Here is a 22,056-nt window from a genome sequence, read left to right as displayed (position 1 = left end):
GTCTTCCGGGAAGTCCGGACCGGCGTGGACCGGTCCGGAGGTGCGTGGTGACCCGGAATGGGGGAGGCGCGTGATGTCGCGGTCCGAAGCGGAGATGAGTCTGGAAGGCCCCCGAGCAGCAGTCTTGGGGGAGGGCGCGTTCCACGTGCTGCTCATGCAGCCGTCGTCCGAGGTGGCGGCGCAGCTCTACGAGGAGCTGGGGAGCTCCCAGCGCGAGCGGCTCCAGAAGGAGGCCGCGCAGGCCGCGGTAGCGGAGCGCCAGCGGCTGGCGGAGGTCCTGCGCCAGGCCCGCGACTTCTCGGGGGCCGCGCGCCTGCTGGATGGCTGCGGCGCGGCGGCCCTGGTGGCGGAGTTGTACGTCCAGGGCGGGCGTTACGTGGACGCGGCGGAGGCGTATCTGCGCGCCGGTGAAGTGGAGCGCGCCGCGGCCGCCTTCGAGCGGGGCGGGGCCATGGAGCGCGCGCTGGAGGCCTACCGTGGCCTGGGCGCGCGCGAGGCCATGGCGCACTGCCTGGTGCGCCTGGGCCGTCCGTATGAGGCGGCGCAAATCTACCGCGACCTGGGCCAGCCGCACGCGGAGGTGGAGGCGCTCGCGAGCGTGCCCTCGGGTGACCCGCGTCACCTGGAGTCCGTGCTGCGCATGTGCAAGCTGCTGGACGGGGAGGGCTTCACGCGGCGCGCGCTGGCGCTCCTGGCCGACACGATGCGCGGCTCGGAGACCGCCCGGGGAGACCCGGCGCTGGCCGCGGAGAAGGCCCGGCTGCTGCACCGCCTGGGCATGGACGCGGAGGCGAAGGCCGTCATCGCGCGCCTGCCCTCGAACTCGGCGGCGCCGGAGTCCAATGGCTACCACTACCTGAAGGCCATCCCCATCTTCGGGGAGCTGTCGCTCGACGACATGAAGGACCTGTACCGCGTGGCGAGGCAGGTGCTCATCCCGGCCGGCGCGGTGCTGCTGGAGAAGGGCGCTCCGGGCAGCGGCCTCTTCGTGCTCCTGGAGGGCGCGGTGGACGTGTTCAGCGGTCCGGAGCCGGAGGCACGCCAGCTCAACACGCTGGGGCCTGGCGCGTACCTGGGGGAAATCTCCCTGGTGCAGGATGCCCCGGTGTCCGCGCAGGTCCGCGCGCGCACGGCGGTCCGCGCGCTGCGCATCACCCGCGCGGGGTTCCAGCACTACCTGGACACGCATGACGCGGCGGCGCTGCGCATCTTCCGCCTCTTCACGCACAACCTCGCGGCGCGGGTGCGGGCACTCAGCACCTGACGGCGCGCATGTCTGTCATTCCGGGCGCGCGTGTTCACACTCGCGCCCGGATTGACAGCGCGACGTCTGTGCATTACTTCAAACGCATCATGAGGCCCGTCTTCTTCAACGCCCTGCTGAGTGCGCGCGCTTTCGCGCCGGCGGCGGACGTGCGCCTCGCCCCCCGTCACGAGGTTCTGCTCGACATTTGAGTGGGCGGACCGGTGTCCTCCGGCGCGCGGGTTGGCTGGTTCCCGTGTGCCGTGAGTCCCGGCTCCGCCCTCTCTCTCATGCCGCGTCCTCGTGTGTCCTCATGCGTCCCTGAGCGGGCCTGACGCGCCCCTCCGGCGAGCCGCGCGTGTGTGCCGCCGGGGCCTTCGCGGCGTCGTCCCTTCGCTTCAACCAGCGCCTCAACTCAACCCGCGGGCCTCGCTGCCCGACGGGAACGGGAGTCCTTCATGTCTCGCCACACACGCATCGAGCGGTATCGCAACATCGGCATCATGGCGCACATCGACGCGGGGAAGACGACGCTCACCGAGCGCGTCCTCTACTTCACCGGGCGCATCCACGCCGTGGGAGAGGTGCACGACGGCTCCACGGAGCTGGACTGGCTGCCGCAGGAGAAGCAGCGCGGCATCACCATCACCTCCGCGGCCACCACCGCGTTCTGGCAACCCCGGCAGGGGATGGGCGCGGGTGTGCCCCACCGCATCAACATCCTGGACACCCCGGGGCACGTGGACTTCACCATCGAGGTGGAGCGCTCGCTGCGCGTGCTGGACGGCGCGGTCGCCGTCTTCGACGCGAGCCAGGGCGTGGAGCCCCAGTCGGAGGCGGTGTGGCGGCAGGCGGACCGGTACAACGTCCCGCGCATCGCCTTCATCAACAAGATGGACAAGGTGGGCGCGGACTTCGCCATGAGCGTCGCGTCCATCCAGGCGCGGCTGGGCGCGCGTCCGGTGGCCGTGCAGTGGCCCCTGGGTGAAGGCTCGGCGTTCCGCGGGCTGGTGGACCTGGTTCGCATGCGGGCCGTGACGTTCGACGGGGAAGACGGAGGCTTCGTCGGCGAGCAGGGCGTGCCGGAGGCGGTGCGCGCGGAGGTGGAGGCGCAGCGGCTGCGGCTCATCGAGGCGTGCGCGGACGCGGACGCCGCCGTGCTGGAGAAGTTCGTGGACGGGCGGCTGGAGGACATCACCGCCGAGGACCTGGAGCGCGCGCTGCGCGCGGGTACCCTCGCGCGGACGCTGGTGCCGGTGCTGTGCGGGTCGGCCTTCAAGAAGAAGGGAGTGCAGATGTTGCTGGACGCCATCGTCAACTACCTGCCCGCGCCGTCGGACATGCCCGCCGTGGAGGGCTTTGTCCCGGGCACGGAGGCGCGTGTGTCCCGGCCCGTGTCCGATTCGGGGCCGCCCTGCGCCCTGGCCTTCAAGCTCATGAGCGACAAGGCCGTGGGCGCCATCGTTTTCCTCCGCGTCTATTCGGGCACGTTGCGCGCGGGCACCGTCCTGCTCAACCCCGCCACCGGGCGGCGTGAGCGGGTGGGGCGCTTGATGTTCATGCACGCCAACCGCCGCGAAGAAGTGGCGGAGGTCCATGCGGGGGACCTCTGCGCGGCGCTCGGGCTGAAGGGCGTGCGCACGGGCGACACGTTGTGTGACCTGGCGGAGCCCGTGGTGCTGGAGTCACTGGGCGTCATGGACCCCGTGGTGCAGCTCGCCGTGGAGGCGCGCTCGCCCGCGGAGCTGACGAAGCTGGAGGACGGCCTTCACCGGTTGGCGGCGGAGGACCCGTCGCTGCGAGTGGGCGTGGACCCGGAGAGCGGCCAGGTGCTGCTGTCCGGCATGGGTGAGCTGCACCTGGAGGTGGTGGTGGACCGCTTGAGGACAGAGCACGGCGTGGAGGCCCGCGTGGGCCAGCCCCAGGTGGCCTGGCGCGACACCCTCCGGCGCCCGGTGCGTCAGGCGTACCGCCACGTCCGCCAGTCGGGCGGGCCCGGACAGTACGCGTACGTGGTGCTGGACGTGGGGCCGGCGCCGCGTGGCGCGGGGCTCGTCTTCACGGACGACACGCGCGGGGGCACCATCCCCAAGGAGTTGGTGCCCGCCATCGAGAAGGGCGTGGCCGGGGCCATGGCCCGAGGCGTGCGGGACGGCGTGCCGCTGGTGGACGTGGAGGTGCGGCTGGTGGATGGGGACACGCACGTGCGTGACTCCACGCCCCAGGCCTTCGCAGTGGCCGGCTCCCTGGCGCTCCAGGCGGCGGTGCACAGGGCGGGCGTGCAGCAACTGGAGCCGGTGATGGAGCTGGAGGTCACCACGCCCGAGGAGTACCTCGGCGAGGTGCTGGGAGACCTGGCGGCGCGGCGGGGGCGGGTGCTGGGCATGGAGGCGCGCGGCGGGGCGCGGCTCGTCACCGCGCGGGTGCCCATGGCCCGCCTCTTCGGCTACGTCACCGGGCTGCGCGGCCGCACCCAGGGCCGGGCCCAGGCCAGCATGCGTCTGGGGGCTTACGAACCGGTGCCGGAGGCCCACCAGGCCGCTTCGGCGGCGGAGGCCCGGGCCTGAGGTGAAGGGCGGCCCCGGGAGCCCTTCCTGGCTCCCGGGGCCGGCAGGGCATTCCGGGTCTTTCGACTTGGAAGGACCTGTGAACGCAAAACCGGCAAGCAAGCTGTTGATTTCACGGGACTTCCGGGGCGGGAAAGTGCAGGGTCCCCCGCGATTCTCCGGAATGGGTAGGGGAGACCCCCTGTTTCCATCCGCTCCCAAAGCGGTTCGGCCGGCTGGGCCCGACCGCGCACCGCCAGGCGCCCCGGACATGTGTCCGACTGGGCGCGCTGCGCGGGCTTCCTCCCCCTGGGAGGAAGTGGGCTTACCTCAACATCAGGAACCCATGACTTTCGACGAACTTCAGCTGCACGACACCCTCCTGCGCGCCGTCAAGGCGGAGGGCTACACCACCCCCACGCCCATTCAGCAGAAGGCCATCCCCCATGCGCTGGCCGGGCGCGATGTGCTCGGCGTGGCCCAGACGGGCACAGGCAAGACGGCGGCCTTCGCGCTGCCCATCCTCCAGCGGCTGTCAGCCAAGGCGCCCGCGGGCGGGGCGCGCCCGGTGCGCTGCCTGGTCCTGACGCCCACGCGCGAGCTGGCGGGCCAGGTGGGCGAGAGCTTCGGGACCTATGGCAAGGGGCTGCCCTTGCGTCACGCCGTCATCTTCGGTGGCGTGGGCCAGAATTCGCAGGTGCAGACGCTGCGCAGTGGCGTGGATGTGCTGGTGGCCACGCCGGGCCGCCTGCTGGACCTGATGGAGCAGGGCTTCGTGTCGCTGCGCTCGCTCGAGGTATTCGTGCTCGACGAGGCGGACCGCATGCTCGACATGGGCTTCATCCACGACGTCCGGCGCGTCATCAAGGCGCTGCCGCCCAAGCGGCAGACGCTGTTCTTCAGCGCCACGCTGCCCCTGGACATCGTGGACCTGGCGCGCAGCATCCTCACGGACCCCATCCGCGTTGAGGTGTCGCCCGCCTCCAGCACCGCGGAGACGGTGAGCCAGCAGGTGTACTTCGTGGAGCGCGAGCAGAAGCGCGGCCTGCTGACGCACCTGCTGACGGAAGGCAATATCTCCCGCGCGCTCGTCTTCACCCGCACCAAGCACGGCGCGAACCGGGTGGCGAAGCAGTTGGAGGGCGCGGGCGTCAGCTCGGCGGCCATCCATGGCAACAAGAGCCAGAATGCCCGGGAGCGCGCGCTCGACGAGTTCCGCTCCGGGACGCTCCGCGTGCTCGTGGCCACGGACATCGCCGCGCGCGGCATCGACATTGACGGGCTGAGCTACGTCGTCAACTACGACCTGCCCAACGTGCCGGAGCAGTACGTGCACCGCATTGGCCGCACCGGCCGCGCGGGGGCCAGTGGCACGGCCGTGTCCTTCTGCGACGCCGAGGAGCGCGCGTACCTGCGCGACATCGAGCGCACCATCCGCCGCAACGTGCCCGTGGTGGAGAACCACCCGTACCGTTCGGGCCAGCCCGCGCCGCGTCCGGTGAGCCACGCGTCCGGCGCCGCGCCGGAGGCCCGGCCTTCGGGCAACGGGGGGCGTTCCCAGGGCGCGCCGCGTCCCGCCGGTAACGGGGGGGGAGGCGGGCACTCCGCGGGCGCTTCGCGGCGCCGCCGGGGTGGTGGAGGAGGAGGCCGTGGTCAGGGCCGTCCCGAGGGTGGCCGCTCGGCCCAGGGCTCGGGTGGCTCCGGTGGCAACGCCAGCCGGGGTGGCCAGGGTGGCGCCCGCGGTTCGGGGGGTGGCCGTCCCGCGGTGGCGCCGGCGAAGGCCCCCGAGGCCTCGTCGCCTCCTCCGCGTCGCTCGTCGCCCAAGTGGTTCTAGGCGGCTGAGTCCAGACGGCGGCGACAGCCCGCCGTGAAGTCCGGGAAGGGAGCTCGCGCCAATGGGGCGGGCTCCCTTTCTCGTTTCAGTGGAGGACCATCAGCGCCATGGAGCCGAAGGCGAGCGCCATGGCCAGGATGCCCCAGCGGAACCACTTCTTCGTGAGCAGCAGGTAGTCGTCGAACGAGGCCCCGGAGGCGTCACCGAGCGCCTCGGCCATGACCAGCTGCCGCGCCTGGATGGGACGCAGCGTCTGGCTCCAGACGATGCCGCACAGCATGAAGCAGACCTGTCCCGCGGCGAGCGCCGGGTTCGTCCACAGGGGGATGCCCTGGAGGTGCGCGCGCAGCATGCCAGTGGCGGCGAGCGCGAAGACGCTGGGCACCAGCAGGTACTTGTCGGTGAACTGCACCAGGCGCAGAGCATAGGCAATCACCCGGGGCTCGCGCGTCCTGTCCGCGAGCAGCCGCCACACGGCCGTCACGACGATGTCGCCCAGGAACACCACCACGGCGATGAGGTGCAGCAGCTTCAGGACGTTATGGACGTTCATGGGGCGGGTGCCGGACGGGGAATGAGCGCGAGCAGGTGCTGGGCGAGCACCGCCGCGTGCGGGTCGCGGAGCAGCGACAGGTGCGTGCCAGGGACGGGGTAGGCCGAGCAGGCCTGCTGCGTCAACCGGCTCCAGCCGAGCGCGCTGTCTCCCACGAGCGCATCGAGCGCCGCGGTGCTGTGCCCGCTGCGGTCCTCCGCGCGGAACACCGCCAGCGGCACCGCTTGCTCCCGGCGGGGGCGGTAGTTCAGCGCGTCATGGGCCCGCGCCACGTTGAGGATGCCCTGCACGTGGACGGGCTGCGCGCCTTCGGGGAGGACCGCCGCGGCCTGGAGCCGTGCCACGAAGAACTGGAGCCGCTCGGCTTCGCTCATGGCGCGCACTTGGGGCAGGGCGAGGTCGATCTTCACGTTGAAGAACGCCTCCATGATGCCGGCGAGGTGGAGCATCCACTGCGCTGTGTCCCAGCCCTCGCCCTGGGGTCGGGTGACTTCGGGGAAGGGCGCCAGGGTGTCCAGCATGGCGACCACGCCCACCTCGCGTCCGCGGGCCTTGAGCTCCTGGGCCAGCTCGTAGGCGATGTGTCCGCCCATGGAGTGGCCACCGACGCAGTAGGGCCCTTCGGGCTGCATGGCCAGGATGGCGTCCGCGTACCACGCGGCGATGGCCTCCACCGTCTCGTGCGGTGGCGCCTCACCATCCAGGCCCTGGGGCTGGAGGCCGAACACGGCGACGCCTTCCAGGTGTCTGGCCAGGGACAGCAGGTAGAACGGCGTCGAGCCCCCACCGGGCACCAGGTAGAGCACCGGCGTCCGGTTCGAGTCCGTGGCGCCGGCCATGAAGGCGTGGGCCTCCGGGGTGAGCGGCACGAGGGGAGAGACGGCCGCGTTCTCGGTCCGGAGGACCGCCGTGAGCTGCGCGGGCGTCGGATGCCTGAACAGGGACACCAGCGGGAGCGGGCGGCCCAGGCGCTTCTCCACCGCGAGCTTCATCTTGAGCGCCAGCAGCGAGTGGCCGCCCAGGTCGAAGAAGCTGTCGTGGATGCCCACGGCGCGCACGCCGAGCACCTCCTCGAAGAGCCGGACCAACTCCAGCTCCAGTGCGTCACGCGGCAGGCCCTCCAGGGCGGTGACGCGCGCGTCGGCGAGCTCCATCGCGCTCAACGCGCGTGTGTCCACCTTCCCGTTGGGCGCTAGCGGCAGCGCGTCCAGGAGGGCGAACTGCCCGGGCACCATGCTCGCGGTGAGCTGCTGTTCGACGAAGCTCCGGAGCTCGGTGGGGTCGGGGCGCTGCGCGGACGCATGGGGCACCACGAAGGCCACCAGCCGGGAGTCCCCACCCGCGCCGCGCACCAGCGCCACGGCTTCACGCACCGCCGGGTGCCGGGCAATGGCGGCTTCGACCTCGCCCAGCTCGATGCGATGCCCACGCAGCTTCACCTGTCGGTCGGCGCGGCCCACGAACAGGAACGTGCCATCCGCCAGCCGGCGGACCACGTCACCCGTCCTGTACATGCGCAGCGTCGGGCCTCCGGGGAAGGCGTGTTCGATGAAGCGCGACTGCGTCAGCTCCGGGCGGTTGAGGTAGCCGCGCGCCAGGCCGGGCCCGGCGAGGTAGAGCTCTCCGGGGACACCCTCCGGGACGGGGCGAAGCCTTGCATCCAGGATGAGCGCTTTCATCCGGTGGATGGGCAGGCCAATGGGCTCGGTCGGGCCGTGCGCGCCCACCTGTCCAGGCTGGCAGCGGTGCGCCAGCGCGTCGATGGTCGCCTCCGTCGGCCCGTAGAGGTTCCACACCTCCGCCTTCGAGCGGCTGAAGAGCGTGGCGACGGTCGCGGAGGGCAGGGGCTCTCCGCCCACGCAGACGCGCCGGAGCGCCGGGAGGTTCACGAAGCCGGGTTCCTCCACCAGCGCCGTCAGCAATGAGGGCACGAGCTGGAGCACGGACACGTCGCGCTCGCGCAGCACCCGGGCCAGGTGCTCCGTGTCCGCGCCAAGGCCGTGCGGCGCCAGCACCAGCCGGGCTCCCACCATCAGCGGGGCGAACAGCTCCCAGACCGACGCGTCGAAGCTGAGCGACGTGCGCTGGAGCACCCGGTCGCCTTCGCCCAGCGGCATGGCGTCGCTCATCCACGCCATGTGGTTTGCCAGGGCGGAATGCTCAATCAGCACGCCCTTGGGCTGCCCCGTCGACCCGGAGGTGAACAGGCAGTACGCGAGCGCGCCGCGCCGTGGCTCGAACAACTCCAGGGCGTCATCCCCGGGCACCACCACGTCGGCCCCCGGGAACCGCGAGGTGAGGTGCGGTTGCGTGATGACCACCCGCGCGCCGCTGTCCTCGAGCATGAACGTCAGCCGCTCACGAGGGTAGTCCGGGTCGAGCGGAACGTAAGCCGCGCCCGCCTTGAGGATGCCGAGCAGCCCCGCCATCATTCCCACGGAGCGCTCCACGGCGAGGGCCACCAGTGACCCCGGCGTGACGCCGCGCTGGACCAGCGCCTGGGCAACGGCCTTCGCGCGAGCCTCCAGGGCCGCGTAGGTGAGGGTGCCGTCCTCGGCCTCGACGGCGATGGCCGTCGGCGTCTTCTCCGCCTGAGCCGCGATGACCTCGTGCACGGCGGGCAGGGTCGGCGTCGCCTCCGGCGCGCGAGGCATCAGCCGGACACGCTCCTCGGCGCTCACCAGGTCGACGTCCACGACCTTCGACCGGGGCTCGGCGGCCAGCCGCGCGATGAAGCCCGTGAGCTGGCGCACCATCGCCTGGATGCGCCACGCGTCGAAGAGGTCGAGGTCGTATTCCAGCACGCCCTCGAACCCCTGGGCCGTCTCGGACAGGGTCAGGGTGAGGTCGAACTTGGCGGTGCCGCTGGGGATGGCCACCGGGGTGACCTCCAGGCCCGGCAGCGCCATCTTCGCGGTGTGCGTCTGCTGGTACGCGAGCATCACCTGGAAGAGCGGACTGGTGCCGAGCACGCGCTCCGGCTTGAGCACCTCGACCAGCTTCTCGAAGGGGACGTCCTGGTGCTCATGGGCGTCGAGCACCTGGCGGCGGACGCGCTGGAGGAGATCGAGGAACGTGGGCTCTCCGCCCAGGTCGATGCGCAGGGGGAGCGAGTTCACGAAGAACCCGATGAGCGGCTCCGTCTCGGCGATGCGGCGGCCCGCGAACGGCGAACCGATGACCACGTCATCCTGCCCGCTCACCCGGCCCAGGTAGGCGCCGAAGGCGGCGAGCAACGCCATGTAGGCCGTCACCCCCTGCTCGCGGCAGAGCGAGGTGAGGGCCTGGGCCGCGTCGGGCGCCAACGTCAGCGGCTCGGTGGCACCCCGGTGACTCCGGACCGCGGGCCGGGGCCTGTCGGTGGGCAGGTCCAGCACGGCGGGCGCACCGGCGAGCGCCTTGCGCCAGTGGCCGAGCTGCTGCTCCCGGGCCTGACCATCGAGCCAGCTCCGCTGCCACGCCGCGTAGTCCGTGTACTGGATGGGGAGGGCCGGAAGCGCCAGGGGCTCGCCCCGGACCTCCGCGGCGTAGAGCGCCGTGAACTCACGCATCATCACGCCGAAGGACCAGCCGTCGGACACGATGTGGTGCATGGCCACCAGGAGCACGTGTTCATCGTCCGCGCGCTTGAACAGATGCACGCGCACCACGGGGCCCACGTCCAGCGCGAAGGGCCGGGCGGACTCCTCGGCCAGCCGCTGGCCGAGGCTCGCCGCGCTGGCGTGGCGGAGGTCCTCAACGGTCAGCGAGAACTCCGCGTCGGCCACCCGGGCGACCGGGAGACCATCGACGAGTGGGAAGCGCGTCCTGAGGACCTCATGGCGCTCCAGCACGCGCTGGAGGCTCCGTCGCAACGCGGCCTCGTCCAGCGCGCCCCGCAGTGTGAACGCGATGGGGATGTTGTAGGCCGCGCTCTGTCCTTCGAGCTCCGCGAGGAAGCGCAGCCGCTCCTGCGCGAAAGAAAGGGGCCGGTCCCCGGGGCTCGTCAGCCGGACCAGCGGCGGGAGCCGTGGCGCGGCCTCCTTGGCGGCAATCACCGCCGCCAGCGCCGCCAGCGTCGGCTGCTCGAAGATGGCGGAGAGTGGCACGTCGACGCCGAATGTCCTCCGCACGCGGCTCATGACCTGCGCGGCCAGCAGCGAGTGCCCACCCAGGTCGAAGAAGTGGTCCTCCGCGCCAATCGGACGGCGCTCCAGGAGTGACTCCCACAACGAGGCGAGCGTCTGCTCGGTGGGCGTGCGCGGGGGCACGAAGCGCGTCTCGCTCGCGGACGCCTCGAAGCGCGGCGGCGGCAGCCGTCGCTTGTCCACCTTTCCGCTGGACGACAACGGCAGCTCCTCCAGGTGGATGAACTCCGCGGGCACCATGAACTCCGGGAGCTTCTTCCGGGCGTACTCACGGAGCGCTTGCACCTCCACGGGCTGGGCCGAGACGACGTAGGCAATCAGCGCCTTCACGCCCCCCTGTGCGCCCGCGGAATGCACGTTGGCCACGGCCTTCGCCACGCCGGGATAGGTGGCGAGCACCGCTTCGATTTCACCCAGCTCGATGCGATAGCCACGGAGCTTGACCTGATGGTCGATGCGCCCGAGGTACTCGAGGTTGCCATCCTTGCGCCAGCGGACCAGGTCTCCGCTCCGGTACAGCCGTGCCTCGGGCTTGAACGGGTGCGGGATGAACTTCTCGCGCGTGAGCTCCTCGCGGTTCAGGTAACCGCGTGCGACACCGATGCCTCCGATGTGCAGCTCGCCCGGGACGCCCATGGGCAGCAGCGCGCCGTGACGGTCGAGGACGTACCCCTCCAGGTTGATGGCGGGGCGCCCGATGGGCGGAGCCCCCGGTTCATCCTGCCGGCAGTGGCCGAGCGTGCTGATGATGGACACCTCGGTGGGGCCATAGGCGTTGACGAACTGGACGCCGGGCCGCGCCCACGTGTGTACGACTTCGGGCGGGAGGGCCTCTCCCGCGGACGTCAGCATGCGAAGCGCGGGGTACTCGCGGTCGGTGGGGAGCGCCGCATACGACGTCGGAGGCAGCACCATGTGCGTGACGCCGTGAGCCAGCAGCACGTTGGCCAGCTCGTCGCCCGCGAGCAGCGTGTCCGCGGGAGCCACCACGAGCCGGCCCCCGTTGGTCAGGGCCATGACGATCTCCCAGACCGACACGTCGAAGGAGATGGAGGAGAACTGGAGCATGACGCAGCTCGCGTCGGCGCCCAGCTCGTGCCGCTGCATCTCGATGACGTTCGCCAGGCCCCGGTGCTCCAGAATCACGCCCTTGGGCCTGCCCGTGGAGCCCGAGGTGTAGATGACGTAGGCGGCGTTCTCCATGCGAACGCCACTGTCGGGATTGCCGGTGGGCGCGGCGTCCGCGGGCGCGTCCAGCCAGAGCGTCCGCACTTGCGGCGCTCGCCACCGCTGCTCCGCCGCGTGGGTGCTCACCAGGAGCGCGGCGCCCGAGTCCTCCAGGACGCCGTCCAGCCGCTCCTTCGGGTACGAAAGGTCCAGCGGGACGTAGGCCGCCCCCGCCTTCCAGATGGCGAGCAGGCCGATGATCATCTCGAACGACCGGGGCACGGCCAGGGCCACCAGCTTCTCCGGGCCGGCGCCCATCGCGATGAGCTGGTGCGCGGCGCGGTTGGCCCGGCGGTTCAGCTCGCCATACGTAAGCGTCTCCTGCCCCAGCTCGAGCGCGATGGCCTCCGGCGTCCGCTCCGCGTGCTCCTCCACGAACCGGTGGGCCGGGACGTGCCGCGTGGGCGCCACCACGCGTCCCTGGGTGAACGCGGTGACGACGCTGCGCTCCTGCTCGGGGAGCAGCGCGAGCTCCGACAGCCGCTTCTCCGGATGCGCCACCGCGTCCGCGAAGAGCACCTGGAGGTGCGCGACCATCCGCTCGATGCGGTCCGCGTCGAAGAGGTCCGTGCTGTACTCGATGACGCCGGCCAGGCCCTCGCGCGTGGGCTCGAAGCTCAGGGTGAGGTCGAACTTCGCGCTCTGAATCGCCAGGTCGATGGGCTCCAGCGCCAGCCCAGGAAGGCTCAGGTGGCCTTCCGGGGTGTTCTGCAGCATCAACATCACCTGGAACAGCGGGGCGTGGCTCAGGTTCCGCTCGACCCCGAGCGCCTCGACAATCTTCTCCAGGGGCACGTCCTGGTACGCGTAGGCCTCCAGCGCGGTGGCCCGGACGCGCGCGACGAGCTCCTCGAAGGTCGGGTTGGCGGACAGGTCGATGCGCAGCGGCAGCGTCCCGACGAAGAACCCAATCAGGGACTCCAGCTCCGCGTGGTCCCGGTTGGCCACGGGCGTGCCGATGACGATGTCCTCCTGCCCGGTGATGCGCGCCAGGTAGGCCGCGAAGCCTCCCATGAGGACCATGAAGCTGGTTCCTCCCGTGCGCAGGCTCAGGGCCTCGATGGCGTCGCTCAGCCCCTTGCCCAGAGCGATGCGCTCGGTGGCGCCGCGCATGCTCGTCCGGGGAGGGCGAGGCCGGTCCATGGGCAGGTCCAGGGCCGAAGGCGCGCCCTGAAGCTTTTTGCGCCAGTGGTCGAGCCGCTGCTCCAGCACCTCGCCCTGGAGGTGCCGCCGCTGCTGGTACGCGAAGTCCAGGTAGTCGACGGGGAGCTCGGGCAGCGTCACTGGCTGGCCGCTGACACGCCCGGCGTAGAGCTGGGAGAGCTCTCGCACGAGCACGCTGATGGACCAGCCATCACCGACGGTGTGATGCAGCGTCGCGACGACGACGTGTGCCGCCTCGTCGAGCCGGAACAGCTTCGCGCGGAACAGCGGGCCATTCGTCAGGTCGAACGGTCGCGCGGCCTCCTCCGCGATGAGCAGGCGGAGCGCCTCGGGGGACGTCGCTACCAGGGAGACCTGCTCGAACGGAACGTCCTGGTTCGCCCGCGGCTCCTGCCACACGCCGCCATCCCGCTCGACGAAGCGCATCCCGAGCACCGGGTGCCGCCGGACGATGTCGGCCAGGCTCTCCTGGAAGGCGCTGACGTCCAACGTGCCCGTCAGCCGCAGCGCCATGGGCAGGTTGTAGGCCGCGGTGCCGGGGTAGAGCTGATCCAGGAACCAGAGCCGCTCCTGGGAGAACGACAGCGGAATGGCGGCGCCCTCGGGCGCCCGTTCAATCCGGGCGAGCGTCAGCGTCTGACTTCCCCGGCGCCCATCGAGCACCCGGCTCAAGGCGGCGATGGTGGGATTCTCGAAGAGGTCGGTGACGCGGAACGCGGCGTCCACTTCGCCGCGAATCCGCGCGACGACCTGCATCGCGAGCAGCGAGTGGCCACCCAACTGGAAGAAGTCCTGGTCGCGTCCGACAGCACCGCGGCCCAGGACCTGCTCGAAGGCGCGCGCGACGGTCGCTTCCGTGGGTGTGCGGGGCGGCTCGGACGAGCGCTCCGTCTGCTCTGGCGCGACGGGTGCGGGGAGCGCACGGCGCGCGACCTTACCGCTGGGCGTCCGGGGCAGCTCAGGCAGCGGCACGAACAGCGCGGGGACCATGTACTCGGGCAGGTCCCTGGCGAGGAAGTCGGGCAGCTCGGACAGTCGTACCGTCTCCGGGACGACGTAGGCCACCAGTCGCTTCTCGCGCGAGGCCTCACCGTCGACGATGACCGCCGCGTCGCGGACGTCGGGGTGGGCACACAGGGCGCGCTCAATCTCGCCGGGCTCCACGCGGAAGCCGCGAATCTTCACCTGGTCGTCCGCGCGGCCGAGGAACTCGAGGGTCCCATCCACCGTCAACCGGCCGAGGTCGCCAGTCCGGTACGCCCGCACAGGGGGAGACAGGGGCAGGTCGACGAAGCGCTCGGCGGTGAGGTCCGGGTGTGACAGGTATCCGTCCGCGAGGCACGTGCCCGCCAGATAGAGCTCTCCGGGGACACCCACCGGAACGGGACGCTGGTTCGCGTCGAGCACGTGGACCGCCGCGTTGGCGATGGGGCGCCCGATGGACGGCAGCCCGGGCCAGTGCCGCGGGTCGCCCTCCAACTCGTGCGCCGTCACCACGTGCGACTCGGTGGGGCCGTAGTGGTTGTGAAGGCGCTTGCCACCTTCCTGGAACCAGCGGCGGATGGGGTCGGTGATGCGGAGCTGATCTCCCGCGGTGATGACCTCCGCGAGTCCCGGCACGCGGTGCTCGGTGCGCAGCGCGGCCTGTGCCAGATGGTGGAGCGCCACGGCCGGCAGGAAGAGGCGTTGGACGCGCGCCGCTTCGAGGAACTCGGCCAGGGCGTCCGGGTCGCGTCGCGTGCCTTCGTCGATGAGGAGCAACGTGCCACCCGAGCACCAGGTGGAGAAGGTCTCCTGGAACGACACGTCGAAGTTGAGCGGCGCGAACTGGAGCGTGCGCAGGGGGCGAGCCTGTTCGGTCTGCCACTCGATGAGGTTGACCAGTGCCCGGTGCGGCATGGCCACGCCCTTGGGCTTGCCCGTCGAGCCCGACGTGTAGAGGACGTAGGCCAGATGATGCGGTTCCACCCGGGGCCGCGGCGTCTTCGCGGCAGGCGCCTCCGCGTCATCCAGCAGGACCTGCGTCAGGCCCTGGGACGGGAGCAGACCGCTGTACTTCTTCTCCGTGAGGAGCACGCGCGGTTTGGCGTCCTCCAGCATGTAGCGAAGGCGCTCAGGCGGGTACGTCGGGTCGAGCGGGACGTAGGCGCCGCCTGCCTTGAGGACCGCGAGGAGGGCGACCTGCGCCATGACAGAGCGGTCCAGACAGATGGCGACCCGGACCCCCGGGCCCACACCCAGTGCGCCGAGCCGGTCAGCCAGGGCTTCCGCGGCCTCATGAAGCTGCCGGTAGGTCCGCGTCTCGCCCCGATGCTCCAGCGCGACCACGTCCGGCGTCTTCTGGGCCTGACGCTCGAACAGCTCGGGGAGGGTGTGACCGGTGTACCTGCGCTCGGTGCGGTTGAGGTCGGCGTACAGGCGCCGCTCCTCGTTGGACAGGAGCGGGAGCTCGGAGGTGTGAAGCTCGGGCTCCTCGGCGATGGCCTGGAGCAGACGGCCGAGGTGCGCGGCCATCCTGTCAATCCGGTCCGCGTCGAAGAGGTCCGTGTCGTACTCGATGCTGCAGGCGAGCGCGCCCTCGCGCGGCTCCACGAAGAAGGTGAGGTCGAACTTCGACGTCGAGCTCTCCGGCGCTTGAAGCTCGGCGCGAACACCCGGGAGCTGGAGCTCGCCACCGCTCTGGCCCTGGAGGACGAACATCACCTGGAACAGCGGGTTGTGCGCCAGTCCTCGCGGCAGCTCGAGCGCGGCCACCAGCTTCTCGAAGGGCACGTCCTGATGCGCATAGGCCTCGAGCGCCATCTTGCGGACGCGCAGCAGCAGCTCGGAGAACGTCGGGTCTCCCGACAGGTCGACTCGGAGCGCGAGCGTGTTGAGGAAGTACCCGACCACTCCCTCCGTCTCGTGCCGGTCGCGGTTGGCGACAGGCGAGCCAATCACCACGTCCTCCTGGCCACTGATGCGCCCGAGGTACGCGGCGAAGGCGCCAAGGAGGGTCATGAACAGCGAGGCCCCCGAGCTCCGGGAGATGGCCTCGAGCCGCTGGCCCAGCGGCGCTTCGAGCACGAAGCCATGGGTCTTCCCATGGAACCGCTGCCGTTCGGGGCGCGGACGGTCGGTGGGGAGCGGAAGGACGGGCGGGGCGTCCTTCAAGGCGTCACGCCAGAAGGCAACGCTCTCGTCCAGTCGTCCGGACTCCAGCCGCTGTCGCTGCCATGCGGCCCAGTCCGCATAGCGAACGGGCAACGCGGGCAAGGCCGGCTCCGTGCCGCTCACGAGCGCGGCATACACGACGCAAAGCTCGCGCAGCAGGACCCCGACGGACCAGGCGTCGGCGATGATGTGGTGCTGGTTGAGCACTAGGACGTGGCTGTCGGGCGCCAGCCGGAAGTGACGCGCCCGGAAGAGCGGGCCCTCGGTCAGCGAGAAGGGCGCGGCGACCTCCTCGGCGATGCGTGGGTCGAGGAGGGCGGCGGCGATGTCCTCGCTCACGAGCACGGAGGCGGCGGTCGCCTGGACGCTCAGGACGGGCAGGCCTCCACGGTCATGGAAGGTGCTCCGGAGCGCCTCGTGGCGTTCAACCAGGAGCTGGAGCGTCCTCGCGAGCGCGCTGCTGTCGAGCGTCCCCTGGAGCCGGAGCACCAACGGGACGTTGTACGCCGCGCTGTCTCCTCCGAGCGCGTCGATGAACCACAGGCTCTCCTGGCCCGGTGCGACGGGCGTGTCTTCCGACAGCTCCACACGCGGGATGGGCTCGACGGCCGTGCCCTGTCCCGAGAGCGTCTCCGCGAGCCGCGCGATGGTCCGGCGCTCGAAGATGGCTCGGACGGGAACGTCGACGCCGAAGGCCTCGCGGGTGCGCGCGATGACCTGGGTCGCCTTCAGCGAATGGCCCCCGAGGTCGAAGAAGTCGTCGTGGATGCCCACTCGCTCCTGGCCGAGCACCGCGCTCCAGATGCCAACGAGGATCTCCTCATGGGGCGTTCGGGGCGCGGCCGACGCCACCTGCGGCTGGGCCTCCAGCGCACGCGCTTCGAGCGCCGCGGTGTCGACCTTCCCGTTGGGCGTGAGCGGAAGCCGGTCGATGACGATGACTCGGCTGGGAAGCATTGCGGCGGGGAGCTTCGTCGCCAGAGCGTGTGTGAGCTCGGCCGCGTCGGGTTGGGGCACACGGTCGCTGGCCGCGAACGCAATCAGGCGAACGTCGCCGTTCTGCCGCTGCGCCTCGCTCACCACGGCCGCGGCGGTGACACCGGGGTGGGCCGCCAGCGCGGCTTCGATTTCGCCGGGCTCCACCCGCACGCCGCGAATCTGGACCTGACGATCCGCGCGGCCATGGAACGCGATGGTTCCATCCGGAAGGAACCGGGCGAAGTCGCCGCTCGCGTACATGCGCGCTTCGGGCACGCCCGCGAACGGGTCGGGGACGAAGCGCTCCGCGTTCAGGTCCGGCCGGTTCAGGTAGCCCCGGGTGACACCCGCGCCGCCGATGTACAGCTCTCCGACGACGCCCGGAAGGACGGGACGCCGCTGGCGGTCGAGGATGTAGATGCGGGCATTGGCCACCGGCCGCCCGATGGAGGGCAACCCTTGCTTGCCATCCGGAGCGACGGTTCCGGACGTCGCCACCACCGTTGTCTCGGTCGGGCCGTAGTTGTTGACGAGTTGGAAGGGGAGCCCCGCGGGCGGTGTGACGTGGAGCCGGTCGCCACCCGTGAGCACGAAGCGCAGCGCGCACGGCGAGGGCCACGGCAAGGAGAGCACGGCCTCGGCGACCACCGTGGGGAGGAAGCTGATGGAGATGTGCTGCGCGACCAGCCAGTTCGCCAGTTCGCCGGGCGCGCTGGAGAGCTCGGGCGGGACGAGGTGCAGCGTGGCGCCCGCCGCGAGCGTCGGCCAGATTTCCCAGACGGCGGCGTCGAACGCGGTGCTGGCGACCTGGGTCGTCCGGTCCTTCGCCGTGAGTCCGAAGGCCTCCGTGTGCCAGGAGACCAGGTTCATCAGGTTCCGATGCGTGACCAGGACGCCCTTGGGCGCACCGGTCGAACCCGAGGTGTAGATGACGTAGGCCAGGTCATCCAGGCGCACCGGCTCCTTCGCGGGAGCGTCGGGCGTGTCCGTCTCCATCAGGACTCGGGAGACGTCGAGCCGAGGAACACGCGTGTCCGCGATGGGGTCCGCACCCGTGTTGAGGATGGCGACCGGGGCCGCATCGCCCACGATGTAGGCGAGCCGATCGGTGGGATAGTTGGGGTCCAGGGGCAGGTAGGCCGCTCCCGCCTTGAGCACGCCCAGGAGGGCCACCACCATCTCCACGGACCTGCCAATGCACACGCCGACGATGCGCTCCCGTCCGGCGCCCAGTTGACGGAGGTGTCGCGCCACGCGCTCGGCGCGGCTGTCGAGCTCGCGGTAGCTGAGGGACTGTCCATCGGGGCCCACCACGGCCGTCGCGTCGGGCGCGGCCCGCGCCAGCAGCGTCGTCACGGGGCCGGTGACGTCGAACGCACGGGGATTCTGCCCCCACTCCGCCAGCACGCGCTGGGCGGCTTCTTCCATCAGGTCGATATCGCCGACCGTCTTCGCGCCCGGAAGCGATTCGAGCGCGGCTTCCAGCAACCGCGCGATGCGCTCGGCCATGGGCCGGGAGAACGCGTCCGCCGCGTACATGACGCGCAACTCCAGCGACTCACCCGGGATGGCGACCAGCGCCAGCGGGTAGCTGATGCGGTCGTGCGTGTTGACGGAGTTGATGGTGAGGCCACTGCGGGGCAGCAGCGTCGAGGCGTCGAGCGGGTAGTTCTCGAACACCAGGATGCTCTCGAAGAGCGGCCGGTCCTTGGGCGCGTCCGACCAGTGCTGGATGTCCGCCAGCGAGGCGTAGCTATACGGCTCGACCGCGCCCTGTTGGGCCTGAAGCCCCGACAGGAAGGCTGCGACGGGCGCCGTGCCGTCCAGCCGCGCTCGCAGGGGCAGGGTGTTGATGAAGAGCCCGACGATGGACTCGGAACCGGCCAGGTCGGCGGGGCGTCCCGAGACTGTCACGCCGAAGATGACATCGTCCGTGCCTGTCGCCCTCGCCAGCACGAGCGCCCACGCGCCTTGAACGAGCGTGTTGAGCGTCAGCCGGTGGGCCTTCGCGAAGCCCGCGAGCCGCGCGGTCAGCTCGGGCGACAGCCGCTGGGTGACCTCCGGCTGCGTGGCGCCGGCCGGTCCGCTGATGTCCTGCCGCTCGGTGAAGGGCAGGGGCGTGGGTTGCTTGAAGCCCCGCAGCCTCTCGCGCCAGAAGGACTCCGCGCGGGCGGGGTCCTGCTCCTGGAGCCAGGCGATGTAGTCGCGGTAGGGGCGCGCGGCTGGCGGCAGCGACGCGACGCCCTCCTCGAAGGCGCCGAGCACCTCCCGGAGGACGATGGAGAAGCACCAGCCGTCCAGCAGCAGGTGGTGGTACGTCCACACGAACAGGTGGCGCGCGTCGTCGAGACGGATGAGGGCGCAGCGAATCAGGGGCGGGGTGCCCAGGTCGAAGCCCTGGAGCCGGTCCTCGCGCAGGAAGTCGTCAACCCACCGCTGCCGCGCGTCCGCCGGTAGGTGCCGGATGTCCTCGACGCGCCAGGGGACCTCGGCCTCCACCGCGACGACCTGGAGCGGCTTCTCCAGCCCTTCCCAGAGGAAGCCCGAGCGCAGGATGGGGTGCCGGGCGAGGACGTGCTGCCAGGCCTCCTTCCAGCGGCCAATGGGCAGGTCCCCCCGGACCTCGCAGCTCAGTTGCTCCACGTACATGCCCGCGCCGGGCTCCATCAGCGCGTGGAAGAGCATGCCGTGCTGCATGGGGGCGAGCTCGTAGATGTCTTCAATCGACTCTTCTGACGTCATGGCGCTGTCCTGCCCCTCACCATCCACCTGGCTCATCGCGGCTTCTTGGTCAGCGTGAGCACGCGCTTCAAATCCTTGGCACTCAGACGCGCCGCCGGGAAGTCGGACGCCACCCGGACCGCCGCGGCGGGCTCCGCGCGCTCGCGAATCATCGCTCGCACGTTCGCGTGGAACTCCGCGTTCAGCCGCTCGATGGTCTCCTTGTGGAAGACCTTGGCGCCGAAGGTCCAGTCGAGCCGGAGCCGCTGGCCCGCTTCGACCACGGCGTTGAGCTCGATGCGGTGGGGCCGGGTGGCGCCCGGCGCGTGCAGCAAGCCCAGGCCCTCCTTGGCGCGTCCTCGCACCACGCCCTGCGTCGGCACGGCGCCCATCTGTCCCAGGTAGTTGAAGACGATGCCCGCGTTCGGAATCGCGCCGAGCCTCGAACGAATCGACGCATCCGGCGACAGCGCACGGAGCACGCCGTAGCCAATGCCGCCACGAGGCGTCCGGCGCAGCGCGTCCTTCGCGCGGGCCAGCGTCTCACGCACGCCTTCCCGAGCGCCCACGTGCAGGCGGAGTGGGAAGAGCGCGGTGAACCAGCCCACCGTGCGGCTCAGGTCCACGTCCTCGAACAGGAACTCGCGTCCGTGGCCTTCCAGGTCGATGCGAACGGTGCTGTTGCCGGACCAGCCCGTGAGCGTCCGGGCGAGCGCGGCAATCAGGGCCTCGTTGACCTTGACGTCATACGCCGTCGGGACCTCGCTCAGCAGCAACTGGGTCTCCTCCGCTTCCAGCCACGTCACGAGCGTGCCCGCGTCACTGACCGTGTCCGGGGCGTGGGGATCGCTCAGCGGCAGGTCCTGCGAGTCGTCCCGCTGCGCCGTGGCGAGCCACGCGTCGAGCTCGGCCCGGGCGTTCTGTGTCGCCGCATACGCTTCGAGCCGCGTCGCCCAGTGCTGGAAGGACGTCGTCTTCGGCGGGAGGCCGACCTCCTGGCCATTCGACAGCTGGCTGTACGCCGTCAGCAGGTCCTCGATGATGATACCCCATGACACGGCATCGACGACGAGGTGGTGGGCCACCAGCGCGAGCCGCGCGGAGTCCCCGCCCAACCGCAGCAGGGCGGCGCGCATGAGCGGGCCCTGCTCCAGGTCCAGGGACTCGTGGAGGTCGGCGAGCGCCTCTTCCACGTGCTCGCTCCCGTCCACGTCCAGCGTGTCCAGGGGAATGCCAGTCTGCGCTCCCTCCTCCGCGTGGAACTGCGTCCATCCGTCACCGTCCTTGCGGTAGCGGAAGCGGAGCGCGTCGTGGTGGCGCTCCACCGCCTGGAGCGCGCCGCGAAGCGCGGCCAGGTCAATGCCTGGCTCCACGTCGAGCATCACCGCCATGTTGAAGTGCTGCGGCCCGGCGCGGTTCTGGTCGAAGAACCAGTGCTGGATGGGGGTGAGGGGCGCGCTGCCCGTCACGAGCCCCTGTTCGGCGTTGACGACCTGGGTGCTGGAGGCCACGCGCGCCAGCTCGGCGATGGTCTGGTGCTCGAACAGCTGGCGCGGGCGCAGCCGGAGGCCCTGCTGGGTGGCCCGGGAGATGATCTGCAGTCCGAGGATGGAGTCACCGCCCAGCGCGAAGAAGTTGTCGTGGATGCCCACGGACTCTTTCTTCAAGACGGTGGCCCAGATGCTGGACAGGACCTGCTCCTCCCGCGTCCGCGCATCGGCGAAGGCGGCGGGCGCCTGGGCCTGCACGGGGTCCGGCAGCTTCTTGCGGTCCACCTTCCCGCTGGGCGTCAGCGGGAAGGACTCCAGCACGACGAAGTGCGCCGGAACCATGTAGTTCGGCAGCTGGCCCATGGCGTGGTCGCGCAGGGACTGAATCGCCAGCGACGAGCCCGGACGGCCCACGGCGTAGGCCGCGAGCTGCCCCTGGTGGACCACGATGACCGACCGCTGGACCGCGGGGTGACTGTCGACGACGGCCTCCACCTCACCCAGCTCGATGCGGTAGCCGCGCAGCTTCACCTGGTCGTCGATGCGGCCCAGGAAGTCGATGCTGCCGTCGGCGCTCCAGCGCGTGAGGTCGCCGGTGCGGTAGAGCCGGGCATTCGGCGCGTCCGAGTAGGGGTCCGGGATGAAGCGCGTTCGGGTGAGCTCGTCGAGCCCGTGGTACCCACGCGCGAGCGCTACGCCGCCCACGTACAGCTCGCCCGGCACGCCGATGGGGACCTGCCGTTTGTCGGCATCGAGGATGCGCGCCACGAGCCCCGGCAGGGGCCGGCCGATGGGCGGAACGCCGGTGTCGCCCTTCTTGAGCTCGGCGACCGTCGCGATGACGGTCGTCTCCGTCGGGCCATACGCGTTGACGAAGCGCCGGGTGTCCGTCACCCACTTCTTCACCAGCTCCGCGGGGAGCGCTTCTCCGGCCGTGACGAGCACGCGGAGGTCGGGATAGGCACCCTCTGGCAGCGTCGCGAGCGCGGAGGGTGACAGCACCACCTGGGTGATGTGCTT

The 22,056-nt window shown here is 71.0% G+C and carries 6 protein-coding genes (1 of these 6 running past the window's edge); 3 read left to right on the top strand and 3 right to left on the bottom strand.

The genetic code is table 11. The features are described 5' to 3' along the window. The first annotated feature begins 73 nt into the window (after positions 1–73). From KGD87_RS09670 to KGD87_RS09660, 3 genes are all read left to right on the top strand, one after another. Entirely contained in the window at positions 74–1,264 is a 1,191-nt protein-coding gene (locus tag KGD87_RS09670) for a cyclic nucleotide-binding domain-containing protein (protein WP_284667170.1), read from the top strand. A 437-nt stretch (positions 1,265–1,701) separates the two neighbouring features. Continuing rightward, positions 1,702–3,810 (top strand): elongation factor G, encoded by a 2,109-nt coding sequence (gene fusA / locus KGD87_RS09665; protein WP_284667169.1) that lies wholly within the window; start codon positions 1,702–1,704, stop codon positions 3,808–3,810. 325 nt (positions 3,811–4,135) lie between these two features. Then, positions 4,136–5,623 carry a DEAD/DEAH box helicase gene (locus tag KGD87_RS09660; RefSeq protein ID WP_284667168.1) on the top strand — a complete coding sequence of 496 codons (1,488 nt, stop codon included), beginning with the start codon at positions 4,136–4,138 and terminating at the stop codon, positions 5,621–5,623. An 85-nt stretch (positions 5,624–5,708) separates the two neighbouring features. Here KGD87_RS09660 and KGD87_RS09655 read toward each other — a convergent pair whose 3' ends face one another. The 3 genes in view from KGD87_RS09655 to KGD87_RS09645 are tightly spaced (each overlapping or abutting the next) and all read right to left on the bottom strand, a layout consistent with a single transcriptional unit that may run on beyond the window. Then, positions 5,709–6,176, bottom strand: coding sequence for a DUF2269 family protein (locus KGD87_RS09655; protein ID WP_284667167.1), 468 nt, complete (start codon positions 6,174–6,176; stop codon positions 5,709–5,711). Then, positions 6,173–19,603, bottom strand: coding sequence for a non-ribosomal peptide synthetase (locus KGD87_RS09650; RefSeq protein ID WP_284667166.1), 13,431 nt, complete (start codon positions 19,601–19,603; stop codon positions 6,173–6,175). The genes KGD87_RS09655 and KGD87_RS09650 overlap by 4 nt, the downstream gene beginning before the upstream one ends. Continuing rightward, positions 19,600–22,056 carry the 3' portion of a non-ribosomal peptide synthetase gene (locus tag KGD87_RS09645; RefSeq protein WP_284667164.1) on the bottom strand. The gene runs 6,690 nt beyond the window's last position, so only the last 2,457 of its 9,147 coding nucleotides appear in the window; the start codon falls outside the window, past its right edge; its stop codon occupies positions 19,600–19,602. The genes KGD87_RS09650 and KGD87_RS09645 overlap by 4 nt, the downstream gene beginning before the upstream one ends.

The sequence above is a fragment of the Myxococcus sp. SDU36 genome (assembly GCF_030168875.1).
Classification (GTDB): Bacteria; Myxococcota; Myxococcia; order Myxococcales; family Myxococcaceae; genus Myxococcus; species Myxococcus vastator.
The sequence above is the reverse complement of the archived record's forward strand: the minus strand, read 5'-3'. Positions and strand labels throughout refer to the sequence as shown.

Coding starts and splice junctions, on each gene's coding strand:
- KGD87_RS09670 (WP_284667170.1), top strand. CDS start 74: ATGTCGCGGTCCGAAGCGGAGATGAGTCTGGAAGGCCCCCGAGCAGCA.
- fusA (WP_284667169.1), top strand. CDS start 1,702: ATGTCTCGCCACACACGCATCGAGCGGTATCGCAACATCGGCATCATG.
- KGD87_RS09660 (WP_284667168.1), top strand. CDS start 4,136: ATGACTTTCGACGAACTTCAGCTGCACGACACCCTCCTGCGCGCCGTC.
- KGD87_RS09655 (WP_284667167.1), bottom strand. CDS start 6,176: ATGAACGTCCATAACGTCCTGAAGCTGCTGCACCTCATCGCCGTGGTG.
- KGD87_RS09650 (WP_284667166.1), bottom strand. CDS start 19,603: ATGAGCCAGGTGGATGGTGAGGGGCAGGACAGCGCCATGACGTCAGAA.